8 protein-coding genes are annotated in these 14927 nt (G+C 50.7%); 6 read left to right on the top strand and 2 right to left on the bottom strand.

The features are described from left to right. Positions 1-25 precede the first annotated feature (25 nt). From ACI77B_RS07230 to ACI77B_RS07245, 4 genes are all read left to right on the top strand, one after another. The gene (locus tag ACI77B_RS07230; protein WP_409336212.1) at positions 26-2728 is read left to right on the top strand and encodes a Cof-type HAD-IIB family hydrolase; all 2703 of its coding nucleotides are present in this window, start codon (positions 26-28) and stop codon (positions 2726-2728) included. A 61-nt stretch (positions 2729-2789) separates the two neighbouring features. After that, positions 2790-4691 carry a PTS beta-glucoside transporter subunit IIBCA gene (locus tag ACI77B_RS07235; protein WP_409336213.1) on the top strand — a complete coding sequence of 634 codons (1902 nt, stop codon included), beginning with the start codon at positions 2790-2792 and terminating at the stop codon, positions 4689-4691. A gap of 2 nt (positions 4692-4693) precedes the next feature. Next, a complete protein-coding gene (gene ptsP / locus ACI77B_RS07240) occupies positions 4694-6349 on the top strand; it encodes a phosphoenolpyruvate--protein phosphotransferase (RefSeq protein ID WP_409336214.1) in 1656 nt (551 codons plus the stop codon). 1163 nt (positions 6350-7512) lie between these two features. Continuing rightward, the gene (locus tag ACI77B_RS07245; RefSeq protein ID WP_409336215.1) at positions 7513-9585 is read left to right on the top strand and encodes a fibronectin type III domain-containing protein; all 2073 of its coding nucleotides are present in this window, start codon (positions 7513-7515) and stop codon (positions 9583-9585) included. Positions 9586-9746: 161 nt separating this feature from the next. Here ACI77B_RS07245 and ACI77B_RS07250 read toward each other — a convergent pair whose 3' ends face one another. Both ACI77B_RS07250 and ACI77B_RS07255 read right to left on the bottom strand, forming a co-directional pair. Then, positions 9747-10301 (bottom strand): HdeD family acid-resistance protein, encoded by a 555-nt coding sequence (locus ACI77B_RS07250; protein WP_409336216.1) that lies wholly within the window; start codon positions 10299-10301, stop codon positions 9747-9749. A gap of 245 nt (positions 10302-10546) precedes the next feature. Further along, positions 10547-11446, bottom strand: a complete 900-nt coding sequence (locus ACI77B_RS07255) for a 4Fe-4S cluster-binding domain-containing protein (RefSeq protein WP_409336217.1) — start codon at positions 11444-11446, stop codon at positions 10547-10549. Positions 11447-11826: 380 nt separating this feature from the next. Here ACI77B_RS07255 and ACI77B_RS07260 point away from each other — a divergent pair, with 380 nt between their 5' ends. Together ACI77B_RS07260 and ACI77B_RS07265 are read left to right on the top strand one after the other, a co-directional pair. After that, on the top strand, positions 11827-12360 hold the full coding sequence (locus tag ACI77B_RS07260; RefSeq protein ID WP_409336218.1) for a cysteine hydrolase family protein: 534 nt from the start codon (positions 11827-11829) through the stop codon (positions 12358-12360). 118 nt (positions 12361-12478) lie between these two features. Then, entirely contained in the window at positions 12479-14878 is a 2400-nt protein-coding gene (locus ACI77B_RS07265) for an SH3 domain-containing protein (RefSeq protein WP_409336219.1), read from the top strand. The last annotated feature ends 49 nt before the right edge of the window (positions 14879-14927 follow it).

A 14927-nucleotide genomic window follows, 5' to 3' on the forward strand; every position in this document is an offset into this window, starting at 1 on the left:
TATGGGTAACAGACAGGAAAGGGACATGAAGACAACAAGAAACAATGCGGAATCGATGTTTCACAAGCGGTTCGCCCCATTCGAGGATGAGCTGAAATGGCTGTATATGGAGCTGTATCCGGATCATTACGAGGATTACCGTCAGTATGTGCAGAAGCTCAGTGATTACTGTGCTGCAAGGAGCCGTGAACTGAAGTCATGGGATCAGAAGAAGCAGAAAGATCCGGAATGGTACAGGCGGAATGATCTGCTTGGAATGATGATGTATACGGAAAATTTTGGCGGCACGCTGAAGGGAGTAGAGGACAGGCTCGACTACCTGCAGGAGTGCGGAGTGAATTTTCTGCATCTGATGCCGCTTCTGGAGAGCCCGAAGGGGAAGAGCGACGGAGGCTATTCGGTAAGCAATTTCCGCAAGGTGCAGCCGGAACTGGGTACGATGGAAGACCTTTCAGATCTGACGCATGCATGTCATAAGAGGGAGATGCAGGTCTGCCTGGATTTTGTCATGAACCACACCAGTGATGAGCATGAGTGGGCCAGAAGGGCCAAAGCGGGCGACTGGGAAGCACAGGGACGTTATTTCTTCTTCGATAACTGGGACATTCCGAACCAGTTCGAGCAGACCGTTCCGCAGGTGTTCCCGCAGACCGCGCCCGGAAATTTCAGCTGGTGCGATGAAGCGCATAAAGTCGTCATGACCACCTTCCATCCTTATCAGTGGGATCTGAATTTCAGAAATCCTAAAGTCATGCACGATATGACCGATAATCTTCTGAATCTCTGCAATCATGGCATTGATGTGATTCGTCTGGATGCCGTACCGTATATCTGGAAGGAACTAGGAACGAGCTGCCGCAACCTCCTGCGTGTACATACCCTGGTCCGCATTCTGCGCATGGTTCTGGACATCGTCTGCCCGGGAACGCTGCTCCTCGGCGAGATCGTCATGAAGCCGAGCGAGGTTGCTCCGTACTTTGGAACACCGGAAAAACCGGAGTGCCACATGGTCTATAACGCGCCGATTATGGCAACAACCTGGCACACCGTTGCGACCAAGGATGTCCGCCTGTTGAAGCATCAGCTTGGTCAGACCTTTGTCCTGCCTAAAGATTTTGTCTTCCTGAATTATCTGCGCTGTCACGATGATATTGGCTGGGGCCTTGATTATGATTTTCTGGCGCAGTTCGGCATCGGAGAAGTTGCGCATAAGCGTTTCCTGAACGATTTTCTTCAGGGCCACTGGGAAGGCAGTGACTCCAGAGGCGAGCTGTATAATGACGATCCGCGGCTGGGTGATGCCCGTCTCTGCGGAACAACAGCATCCCTCTGCGGAATTGAAGCCGCAGAGTATGAGCAGAATGACTGGAAACTGGAGCGCGCAGAGACGCTGGACATCATGCTTCATGCATTCCTGCTGAGCCAGAGCGGAATCCCGATGATCTACAGCGGCGATGAAATCGGACAGAGAAATGATTACAGCTATCATGAGGACCCGCTGAAATGGGATGATTCCCGCTATCTTCACCGCGGGAAATTCCCGTGGGATCAGGCAGAAGAGCGCGAGGATAAGAATACGCGTCCGGGCAGAATTTTCCAGGCTTTGAAGCGCCTTGAAAAGATCAGAAGAGAGCATATCTGTTTTGAAAATTCCGCAGATGTGTGGATTATGGAACCATACAACGATCATATTCTCGCCATCGGCAGATATTACAAGGGAGAGAAGCTGATCGCGCTGTTTAACTTCAACACGAACGATGAGACGGCCTGGATCAATGAACCGGAAGATTATATCGACCTGATCACCAGCGAGCCGTGCCGGGCGCAGGGCGTAGGCGTTCCCGCCAGAAGTTTCCGCTGGCTGCTCACTGATTTCGGGACAAATTCCAAACAGCAAGAGGATAAGCCGGAAGGCCCGAAAGCCATCTTCCTGGACATTGACGGCACATTGACCCGTTCCGGAGAGAGCATTCCTCCGGAAAGCGCTCTTAAAGCCATCAGAAAAGCACAGGATAAGGGGAATTATGTGTTTATCTGCACCGGAAGAAATCTTGCCATGGCAGAACCGCTCCTGAAATATGATTTCGACGGAATCATCGCCAGTGCAGGCGCCCTGGTCATCGCCGGAGGCGAAGTCCTTCATGATGAGCCGATGGATCCGGAAGATTTCAAGAACGCTATGGAGGCCCTTCAGAGCAATCACGTATACTGCACGATTGAATCTAAAGAAGGGTCCTACTGTGACCCGGATATCGGAAAACTCCTGAAAGGGCAGCCGAAAGGCAACAGCGAACTGGAGCGCTGGAGAAAACAGGTAAATGAAAATCTTGGCATCAAGCCGATGAAAGAGTATAAAGGGGAGCCGGTTTACAAGATCGTAATTATGTTTAACGATGATCATCAGCTGAATGATGCACGTAAAATCCTTGACCAGTATGATTTTGTCATTCAGGATAAGGTGTTCGGCGTGCAGAACGGGGAGCTGATCAGAAAGACCTGTAACAAGGGAACTGGTGTGAAATGTGTCTGTGAAAAGCTGGGAATTCCGCTTGAAGACAGCATCGGATTCGGCGACAGCATGAATGACTACGCCATGATGAAGATGGTGGGAACCAGCGTATGCATGGGCAATGGATCCGATACCCTGAAAAAAGTCAGCAGCATGGTTGCCGATACTGTCGATAACGACGGCCTGGCAAAGGCCTTTGAAGAACTCGGGCTGGTATAAAGCCCGGGCTGCCCTGAATTTCGTTTCTTATTGCAATGTTTTAATATAAAGGAGAAAGCATATGGCATTAGATTACCGCCGCTGCGCACAGGAGATTTTCAGTCACCTCGGCGGCAGAGAAAACATCATCAGCGCGGCTCATTGCGCGACATGCCTCCGTCTGGTCATCGCAGACAATTCGAAAGTGGATAAAAAAGAACTGGAGGACGTTGAGGGTGTCAAGGGCATGTTCGAATCAAACGGACAGCTTCAGCTCATCATCGGAACCGGAACGGTAAACAAGGTTTACGATGAATTCCTTGATATTACGGGAATGACGGCAGCGACCAAGGCCGATGTCAAGGCCGCAGCTGCGGCCCGTCAGCCTCTTCCGAAACGCCTGATCAAGGTTCTGGGTGATGTATTTGTTCCGATTCTGCCGGCCATCGTCGCATCCGGACTGATGATGGGACTGGTTGAGGCAATTGGTAAAGCGAGCCCGGCCTTCGTTAATTCGGACTGGTATTCTTTCCTGGACATGGTTTCCGGTGCGGCATTCGCCTATCTGCCGGTTATCATCGCCATCAGTACCGCGAGAGTGTTCGGAGGAAATATTTTCCTCGGCGCGGTTGTAGGACTCTGCATGATTCACTCCAGCCTGATCAATGCATGGGCCGTTGCGGGAATGAAGGCATCCCAGATTCCGGTCTGGCACCTGCTCTGCTTCCATGTAAAAGCAGTAGGTTATCAGGGTCATGTTATTCCGGTCATCATCGCCGTCTGGATCATGTGTATGGTGGAAAAATGGCTGCATAAACACGTCCCAGAGATGCTGGATCTGTTTGTTACGCCGCTTTGCACGGTATTATTCACAACATTCATAACCTTCACGATCATCGGACCGATCTTCTCCACGGCAGAGACTTACATTCTGCACGGCGCACAGCTGCTGATCACCGTCGGACACGGCGTCGGCGCGGCTGCAATGGGCGCGATTTATCCGGTTACCGTTGTTATGGGACTGCATCATATGTATAATGTCATTGAAGCCGGAATGCTGGCCGAGAAGAACGGAATCAATATCTGGATGCCGATCGCTACGGCGGCCAATTTTGCCCAGTTCGGAGCCTGCCTTGCGGTTGCGGTAAAAACAAAGAGTCACAAGCGCAGAGAAATCGCTTTCCCGTCTTCTCTGTCTGCATCACTGGGAATTACTGAACCGGCGATCTTCGGAGTCAACCTGCGTCTGATGAAACCGTTCGTATGCGGCATGATCGGAGGCGCAGTCGGCGCATGGTTCGGATCGATTTCCCATCTGGGTGCCAAGGCATACGGAGTTACAGGAATTCCTGGACTTCTGACCATCAACCACATTCCGCTGTATCTGGTTGAACTTGCTATCGCAGGAGGAATCGCGTTTGCACTGACGATGGTCGTCTGGAAAGAGGACCCGGCAGAACAGGATCACCCGAAGGGAGAGGAAGACGTCCTGGATGCTCTGGTTGAGGAGAAGGAAGAACCGAATAAGGAAATGCCGGTACTGATCCGCTGTGAAGCCGGAGAAGTTCACGCTCCTGCTTACGGACAGATTATTCCGCGTGAGGAGATCAAGGATGAGACATTCGCATCCGGTGTGCTCGGAGACGGTGTCGGAATCGAACCGGAAGTCGGTCTTGTCGTTGCACCTTTTGACGGAGAAATTGCAAATGTTGCTGAAACCGGACATGCCATCGGACTGGAAGGCCCTGGAGATATGGAACTGCTGATTCATATCGGCGTTGACACGGTCAAGATGAAGGGTAAAGGCTTCCACCCGCTGGTCAAGGAAGGCGACCATGTCACTGCGGGACAGAAGCTTCTGGAGTTCGACCGCGATGAGATTGCGAAGGCCGGATTCCCGGATACTGTTGTGGTTCTGCTTACAAACAGCGATGATTATGAAGAGGTAAAATGCTACGGAGATCTTCAGAAAGAGGAGGAGTAGAAATGGTAGTTGCAACCGGAAAGAGCATCGTGAAGGGAATTGCGATCACGAAGATCCGTGTACTGAAGGAACCGGACCGCAGGATCGATGAATCCCTGCATGAAGATACGGATGCACAGGTAAAGCGTTTTCAGGATGCGGTCGCGAAAGTGATCGACCAGCAGAATGAACTGTATGAGCGGGCAAAAGAAACGGCCGGCGAGAAAAACGCGGAAATTTTTGAAGTTCACGCCATGATGCTGGAGGATGAGGACCTGATTGATGATACAGAGGAAATCATCCGTGAGCAGAAACGCAGCGCGGAATACGCGGTAAGGGAATCCTTTACCGCGCAGGCAAAAGTATTCGAGGAAATGGACGATGCTTATCTGAGCGCCAGGAGCGCAGATATCTATGATCTGGAAAATGCCGTTCTGGATGTTCTTCTGGGAATTGACAGCGATTCCTTTGCGCTCGATGAGCCGTTTATCCTGGTTGCGGATGACCTGGCACCGTCCGAGACCGTAAAGCTCGATAAAAATCTTCTGCAGGGAATCGTAACCAGAGGCGGCAGCCAGACGAGCCATACAGCGATTCTGGCACGCAGCATGAACGTACCGGCCCTTATACAGGTAAAAGACATTTCTGACAGCTGGGATGGAAAAACAGCGATTGTAGACGGATATCAGTCCTGTATCTATGTCGATCCGACACCAGAAACAATGGAAATGATGATGGAGCGCCGTGAAGCAGACAGAAAAGAGCAGGCCCTGCTGCAGGATCTGATCGGAAAAGAATCCCGCACGGTGGACGGAACAGCAGTCCGCATTTATGCGAATATCGGTGGTCCTGCAGACCTGCCGGCAGTAAAAGAAAATGACGCTGAAGGCGTCGGCCTCTTCCGCTCTGAATTTGTTTATCTGAACGGCGACCAGAGCCCGACAGAAGAAGAGCAGTTCCAGGCCTATAAAAGCGCGCTGGAAGCTCTGGCTCCAAAGCAGGTTGTCATCCGCACCTGCGATATCGGCGCAGACAAGCAGGTTGATTACCTGAATCTCGATCCGGAAGACAACCCGGCACTTGGATTCCGTGCAATCCGCATCTGCCTGACCAGAAAAGAATTCTTCAAGACACAGCTCAGAGCACTGCTCCGCGCGTCTGCATATGGAAACCTCGCCATCATGTTCCCGATGATCACCAGTCTGAAAGAGCTCATGGCGGCAAAAGAAATCCTGGAGGAATGCCGTACAGAGCTGAAGAATGAAGGGCAGGAAATGGGCAATCTGGAAATCGGCATCATGATCGAGACTCCGGCAGCCGCCCTGATTGCCGATGACCTTGCACGCCAGTGCGACTTCTTCTCCATCGGAACCAACGACCTGACCCAGTACACACTGGCGATCGACCGTCAGAACGCACACCTGGAACCGTTCCTGGACACCCATCATCCGGCCGTTCTGAGAGAGATCAAGATGGCTGTTGACGCCGCCCACCGCCATGGCATCTGGTGCGGCATCTGCGGAGAGCTCGGCGCAGACCTCGATCTGACCGAAACCTTCCTGCGCATGGGCATCGACGAACTCTCCGTCAACCCGAAGAGCGTCCTTCCACTGAGAAAACAGGTTCGCGGAATCGACCTGAGCCTCCCGCAAGAAGAACAGGAAGAAGATTTTAGATAGGGAGACCTAGCCTTGCGATTGGCAAGTGCGTAAGCATTATAACCGCACGCAGACAGAGCAATGGACTGAATGAAACAGAACTTAATCCCCCAGCAGGGCTGGGGAGAATAGAGTAAACAGTAGTGTTACCCAAAGTAACAAAAAACTCCTATGATACAATGATATGGGTTTCGCGATCCAATATCATTGTCATCGGAGGTGGGGGTTGCTAACTGCAAAGGGGCTGTTGTATTAAGCTGGAAAAACCGGCTTGGGGCGATGGCCTCTTTTTTCGCTGTCGGTATATCATTCTTCAGTTTTCTTTTCTCCGAAATTCCGTCATTCTTTATTCAAGGTGTACTATTCTCATTGCCTTCAGAGTGGAAAATTGAGAAAAAACGGCAGAAAAGCGGAAGGCCTGAAATGCTCTGAAATGTTTCTTACAGGCGGATGCATGAAAATATACCTGAGCATGAAATACTCGCGTGAAAAACGGTATTTTGGACCGGATAAGGGCATAAGAACTGCTGGGTGATGATATTCTGAGCGGCAAAGACGGCAAATACAGAAAAAATTAACCATAGTTAATTATGGTAAAATTATGTTGCGTGCCTCTTTCTGTCCAGCAGTGCCCGGGTTTTGAAAATTGTCATGGATCATATCTCTGCGTCAGACAGACGGAAGATAAAACCTGACGCCTGCATAGGACTTGAAAATCATGTGCTGGATTCCGCGGCAGATAAGTGTGGATGATCACGGCGTTCTTTTCTTTAAGAATCTGACTTCGCTCTTAATAAAACTACAGGGTGGTCTACGGTTTACCATATTATAGTTATGGTCAATTAAAAAGCCTGAAATTCCAATGCTTTTTGCGGTTTGGCCGTAAAATCAAGCGTTGGAATATTGATTTCTGTATTTGATATGTTAAAATATACTTAAAAATTCTTAAGAGAGGCTGTTGATGAAATCCTGATGCAGACGTACAGGAATGGATACAGTAGGGCTGTTTCCGTGTTTTGAAAAACGTATAATAGCAGAAGAATTTTCTGACAGCTCTGCTTCGGAAGCTTCCATTTGTCCCCGGAACAAAGGTCATCGGGCTGACGGGCGCACCGGGCACGGCATGTGCCGGGAAAGAGTTTTATTGGTTATTGCATGGTGAGAGATGAAATAATGTGAGAATTATGAAGATCAAAGAAAGAATGGTCCGGCATCTGCTGGCAGCTGTGGTGCTGTCGCTGGCTCTCATATTCGGATTTGGAATCGCGCAGACTTCACATGCGGATTCGATTCCGTCCCGTGTTGAGTCAGCGGTACAATGGGCGATTGCGACGGCTAATGATGATTCGCATGGCTACACTCTGGATCCGTCACTCCGATGGGGTCCGGATTACGACTGCGGCACATTCATTGTCAGCGCCTTTACGAACGGCGGAGGATTCAGCTTCAGCGGCTTTGTCGGAACCAAGAGTATGCTGCAGAGTTTTACCAATGCGGATTTTACATGGATTCCGGCCAGTCAGCTGGGAATTACGCTGAATAATGTTGCACCGGCGGCGCTGCAGCGGGGCGATATTCTCCTGGACATGGACCGTCATACAGAATTGTATCTGGGTAACGGCATGACGGCTGCGGCACATTCCAACCGCGGACATCCGGAAACAGGTGATCAGACGGGAACAGAGGTAAGTGTGGCTCCGTATTATAACGGGGTTTCCGGAATCAGCTGGGACGGTGTATTACGGTATACCGGAACTTCATCCAGTTCCAATTCTGGATATTCGTCTTCAAACAGCTCGGGCAGTTCAAGTACATCCGGAAAATTCAGCAGCTCAGGCAGCGGATCGAATTCTTCCGGGACATCGGGAAATACGTCTTCCAGGATCTCCCTGAAATCCGTAACGGCGTCTAATAAGACATACACAGGACAGAGTCAGTCTCCTTCACTTGTCATTTACGACGCGAACGGAAAACGTGTGACCTCCGGTTATTCCGTAAAGACTTCCGGAAGCCTGAAGAACGCCGGAACCGTAAAGGTAACGGTAAAGGGCGTCGGTGCCTATACCGGAACGGTGAAAACGACCTATAAGATTTATCCGAAGAATGCTTCTTCTGCTGTGATTGCTGCGATTTCAGCTAAAACGTACACGGGCAGGACGATTGTTCCGAATGCCTCGGTCCGGCTGAACGGGGTCAAGCTGAAGAAGAATAAGGACTATACTCTCAGTGCTGTGAATAACAACACGAAGGGAACACTGACAGCGACATTCTGCAACAACTACACGGGGAAGGTATCCAGAAGCTTTACAATTAAAAAAGCAACTCTGACTTCTTCTAACGTCAAACTGGAAAGTTCGAAAGTGCAGTATAACGGATCCGCCCAGGAGCCTGAGGTAAAAGTCTCCAGCTTCCAGAAGGGAACAGATTACACGGTTACCTGCAAGAATAACATCAATGCCGGAAAAGCGACGATGAAAGTCAGAGGATGCCGGATGGTGAAGGGATCCGTAACCAAGACCTTCAGCATCGTTCCGAAGACACTGGAATCGGATGACATTCAGGTTGCTGAGACTGTCTACAACGGTTCTGAGCAGGAACCGGAAGTAACGGCGGCTGGACTGACCAAAGGAAAAGATTATCAGCTTTATCGTTCAGACAGCGACCAGTACATCAATGCCGGAACGTATACGATTATCCTTCGCGGAATTAATAATTACACGGGTGATCTGAATGCATCTTATGTTATTCAGCCAAGAAGCCTGAAAGATGTCAAGACATCCGGACTTCAGGATTTCACCTATAACGGAAAAAAACAGAAGCAGAGTCTGCTGACCCTGACCCTGGAAAGAGAAAACGGACTGACGCCGGTATCTCTGGTGCAGGGAACGGACTACACAGAAAGCTGTGCTTCCGGTTTCAAGACCATTGGCAAAAAGAAACTGATCCTGACAGGAACCGGAAATTACAAGGATAATATTTCGCTGACCTACTACGTGAAACCGGTGACGCCGACAGTGAAATTCACCAGCCTGTACGGCGGCCTGAAGATTACGGTCGGAAAGGTTTCCGGTTCACCGCAGTACCAGATCAGTGTAAGAAAGAGCGGAAGCAGATCCTGGAAGACATACTCCAGGACGACATCGAGAGTCAGCACACTTTCGCTTGGAAGAGGAAAGACCTATCAGATAAGAGTACGCGCATATAAAGACGGCGCCAGCAGCAGCTGGAGTACTCCGGTTTATGCGGTAACGAAATAGCGATGGCAGGTATGATTGGAATTCACATTTTTCGCGGCGCAGAATTGCCGGCCGGGTTCTGGTCAGTCAGCTGCCATCTGAAGGAAAAGAGGAAAAAAAGATGCTGCCGCACAGAGCTCAGATGAGCATGATGCGGCAGCATCTTTTTCTATGCCTGAAAATCAGTCCTTTGGAACCGGGTGAATCTTCATGGCAATCAGGAAATCGGATATGCCGTTGTAAAGCGTAACGATTCCGATAACCTGTGTAATGACAGCGGCGACGCCCAGGGGCTTGAAAATCAGAACCAGGCCGAGGGCGATGGTAATGATGCCCAGCACAACCGGCATGACCGGAGAGTGGCGGCTCTGTTTCCGAATGGTGAGTGCCTCTCCCAGGTTAAAGATTCCGTCGAACATGACGATGATTCCGATAATGGTTGGAATTAACGCCACCAGGCCAGAAGGCCGCAGGAAAATCCACAGGCCCAGGATGGCTAGAATGATGGCCGCCGCCAGATGAATTTTCAGCGAGGACTCTCTCTGACGGAAGTAGATCAGAAGCATGACGGCTCCGGTGACGAGGATCATGATTCCGATGAATTTGCTCAGAAGTGAAAGGGTGGCAGAAGGCTTCAGAAGAAGCACCAGGCCGACGATGACGGACATGAGTGCCGTCAGCAGTTTGTTCCGCTTCAGGTTTCTGAGCCTTGCGTCGTAAGGTTTTTTTGATGACATTGATAGTTTCTCCTTTCTGAAAGGATCTCAGAGCAGGCGGCTTTATGAAAAAAGCCGCTTAATTTCGTGAAGTCTGCATGTGCATGTTTCGCGGCTGTTCTGGCGGAACGGAATTCATTCCCGCGAGGGCGTTTCCCGTGTATTCTTGCCGCAGCAGGCACGGGTGGATTTTGTCCGAGAAAAAGCGGGCGTTTCAGAGAAAGCGATCTCTGAAGCTGCCCGCAGAATTTCTTGATTTCTGGATTTTAGAACTGTGAATCTGCTACAGTTCCCTCGATGACATGGAGGTCGTACGGCTCGAATTTAACGTGTCTGTAGGCATCCACATCCAGGACGGACTCATCCCAGTCGGAACGGATCTCGCCGTTCTGCTTGATGATGATATCATAGAGGATATCATAGGTCTTTCCGTCTTCCTTATCCTTCTCGACGATGGTGGAATACGGGAGAGTCTTATGATAGGTGAGGGTCAGTCCCTTGTAATTGTAATGGAATCCGCAGCGCATGCGGCAGCCGTCGAGACCCTTGTATTCAGCGATCTTGTTCAGGTCGGCGAGGATAGGGTCGCCTTCGCGATCGTAGAGATTCTCCGGTGTGGTTGCAGTATAGTCGAAACGGAACTGGACCGGAATGTTATACGGAATCCAGCGCTCCAGATATTCCGGAAGACGCTCAGCCGGGTAGTCCTTATACAGTACGCAGTTTACACGTGTACGTACAGCAAGACGGGACAGAAGATCGTCCGCACCTTCCTCTACGTACTTGACCAGATGGCGGGAGACATTGATGCAGGTGATCTTGTCTTTATTTCTCTCAGTGAAATCGATCAGATCCTGTTCAGTCTGGCCCTCGAACGTCGGCAGTGTCGTGTTGATGAAGACACGGTGCGTTGACGGAATCTGGTCCAGCATTTCCTGAAGCGCTTCCCTGTTTGCGAATGGTTCACCGCCGGTAAATACGAAATCGCAGTTCGGAGTAATCTCATCCATCAGTTTGATGGACGGAATGATTTTATCCTTGCTGAATCCGGTTGTATCGGAGTATTCCCCTTTATTAATACAGAATGGGCAGTGGTTGCCGCAGTCATACGGCGCAAAAACCGTGACCGTCGCCCCGCCCGTACGAGTCTTATACGGATTTTTCATGGTCTCAACCTTTCCTTTGCTTAGTTTACGATTGTAATTATAATATAGGTTAACACAACTTTCAATCCAACTTTCTTGTGCAGAACCAATTAATTAGAAATTTAATGAGAAAAAATTAACATTTGCAACAGGATTTTACGCTGTTTTGTTACATTTTTTGGGTTTTGTTCCATTTATGAGTGGCCGGGCCAGTTGAAATGTCGGTTATAATTTACCGATTCAAGAGTGAAATTTCATGCATAAAGATTTATAATAGAGAAAGAGTCTGCGGCACGATCCCTTTTTTCTGCCTGGGGCAGGGAAGAAGGCGGCGATGACGCAGAGAAGTTTTGAGACTTCAATAATATGTTATATACGAACATCGGCATAGGAGGAATTCTATGAGGAAAATATTGATTGTTGTGGATATGCAGAATGATTTTGTGACCGGGGCGCTTGGGAACGCTGAGGCAGAGGCAATCGTCCCTGCGCTGCGTGAGAAAATCCTGAGTTATCCGGAAAATGATCGTTTTGCGACCATGGACACCCATCAGGAGAATTACCTGACGACGCAGGAAGGCCGCCATCTTCCGGTAAAGCACTGCATCCGCGGAACAGAAGGATGGAAGCTGATCCCGGAGATCGATGAGCTGATTCCGCAGGATCACCGCATCTGCAAGCCTTCTTTCGGTTCGGAAGAACTGGCAGAGACCATGAAGCGTCTGGCGCAGAGTGACGAGCTTTCCATCGAACTCGTCGGCGTCTGCACAGACATCTGCGTGGTTTCCAACGCAATCCTGCTGAAGGCTGCGCTTCCGGAAACTCCGGTGTCCGTCGACCCGGCCTGCTGCGCCGGAGTGACCCCGGAGAGCCACAGGGCCGCGCTTCAGACCATGCAGGCCTGCCAGGTAGACCTGATTCAGGGACAAAACTAACCCGGTAACGCCGACATCAAGAAAGAAAACGGCCTGCCGCGCATTCGGGCCTTTCCTCCGGAGAAAAAGGATTGGAAAAAACAGCATTTTATTCATCAAGAGAGAAATGAGGCATTTCATGAAAAACAGAGTACATATACATGCGTCTTCCAGAAAAAACGTCTGGAAGCGTTCCGCCATTCTCGCAGTTTCTGCGTCCATGACGCTTGCCATGACGGCTCCGGCCCTGAACGGTCCGGTTTTTGCCGCAGGCAGCTGGAAAAACGTTCCGGTCAGCGCACTGATCCTGAAGGACGGCACGGCTGTCCGTAAATCCGCGTCCTCGTCGGCAAAGAAAGTGACCATGGTTAATAAGGGAAGGACATACACGGTTTCCTTTGAGAAATTCACATCCGCAAGCAGCGCCAGGGCCGGCAGCCGCTGGATGTATGTGTCTGCCCTGAAAGGCTATATCCGGAGTGACCTTGCAAAGGTAAATTTTGCCAGAAAGACTGCATGGACAACGGATGTGCTGAAGATGAGAAAGGGAGCGGGCACCAGTTTCGCATCTGCCGGAACCCTTCATAAGGGAACGGCGGTCACCGTGCGGGAACGGGTCAAGGCCTCGGACGGAAGCAAGTGGTACCGCGTCCTCTGCAACGGGAAAAACGTTTATGTCATGGCCGATTACATCAGCTTCAGCAAACCGTCCTCTGCATCTTCGAAGCCCTCAAAGGATGATCATAAAGGAAACAGTTCCACTTCAGCCGGAAATTCAACCGGGAAAACCGCAGTAAATCCGGATGCCTCGGTCAGCTCTGATGCACCAGTTCTGAAAGCTTCCGGAAAAGTGAAAGCCGCATCGGCTGTCGTCCGCCAGAATCCGTCCGATTCTGCTGCAAAAGTCACGACCGTAAAGAAAGGAAAAAAACTGACAATTACCTCGGAGACATTCACCTCCGACACGAGTGCGTCCTCTTCAAAGCGCTGGCTTTACGCCTCCAACGTTAAGGGATACATCAGAAGAGACCTGGTTTCCCTTTCCTATAAAGGCGCGAAGGACGCAGTCGTCAAGGCCGACGGCGGACTGAATACAAGAAAGGGACCAGGCACGAGCTTTGAAAAAAACGGTCAGGCCGCAGACGGCAGCAGCGTTTCCGCCAGACTCAGGACCTGGGGAAAAACCGGCAGCGACGGCGATCTCTGGTACCGCATCGTTCTGAACGGAAAATCCTCCTACGTGAAAGGAAGCTATCTGACATTTACTTCCGGCACAGATTCCGGAAAGACCGATAATACCGGAAAGGATGATAATACAGGGAAAGACAGCACGACGGATACGTCCAGTTACATCACCAAAGACGGTTTCCCGTCCTCCTATCTTCCATATCTTCAGGCGCTCCACGCTGCGCATCCGACATGGAAGTTCACTCCGGTGCAGACCAATCTGGACTGGAGCACGGCCGTTGCCCAGATGACGAAAAACACCGGAACCAACACGATTTCCCGCAGCGCATTCCCGGCATCCTTCTTTTCCGTTGAACCGGGATGCTACGATTATCTGGCAGACAGATATACCGGAAAAGACGGAAATACCTTCGTCGCGGCATCACAGAAAGCCGTGAAGTATTATATGGATCCGAGAAACTGGCTGACCGACACGGGAATCTTCATGTTCCAGAACAACCGCTATCACGCGTATCAGGACGCGGATATGGTGAAGACGATCCTTGCGAAGAATTCCGCGCTGAGTAAGAGCGGCGTTGCGGACATGTTCGTCGCGGCCGGAAAAGAATATAACGTCAGCCCAGCCTATCTCGCGGCAAAGGCATATTCTGAGCAGGGAACGGTCACATCTATGGTTGACGGCAGCCAGGGCGCATATAATGTGTTTAACATCGGCGCATCTGACTCTTCCACCGGAGGAGCGGCCAAAGGCATTGCCTACGCAAAGGCGCACGGATGGACGACGCTGCAGAAAGCCATCGAAGGAGGCGCTTCCTATATTGCGTCCAACTACCTGAGCAACAATCAGGACAGCGCATATCTGGAGCATTTCAATGTCATGAATGGACTGTCCAGAGTCGGCACCCACGTCTACATGACCGCGGTGTACGGACCGAATTCCCAGTCCGCCTCGACCTATAAGTCCTACAGCGCGAACGGAGCCCTCGGAAAGGCACTGGAGTTCGATATTCCGGTTTACCAGAACATGCCGTCCGATGCATGCGGAAGCCCGGTCATGGACTTTAATGTAGATAATAACTACTATCTGCAGTCGCTGTCCGTCACCGCGAACGGAAAGACCACACAGCTGATTTCCGACTCCGGCTCGAATTACGCGACTGAGTTTGTCGCTTCTGCAGGCGGCGCAGATTCCGTCAGCATTCAGGCATCAGCGGCAAGTAAGACCGGCGCGTCTGTCACAGGCAGTCTTGCAGTCAGCATGAACGGAGAAAGTCAGCAGAAGGCGCAGATTGTGTGCACCTCTTCATCCGGCGAGAGCAGAACCTACACCATCACCATCAACGCACAGTAGGCAGGACAAAAACGACAAGCAAGAAGGAAGCTCGTTTCCGGCTTATCCG

Source organism: Eubacterium sp. F2 (assembly GCF_046244355.1).
Classification (GTDB): Bacteria; Bacillota; Clostridia; order Peptostreptococcales; family Anaerovoracaceae; genus Aminicella.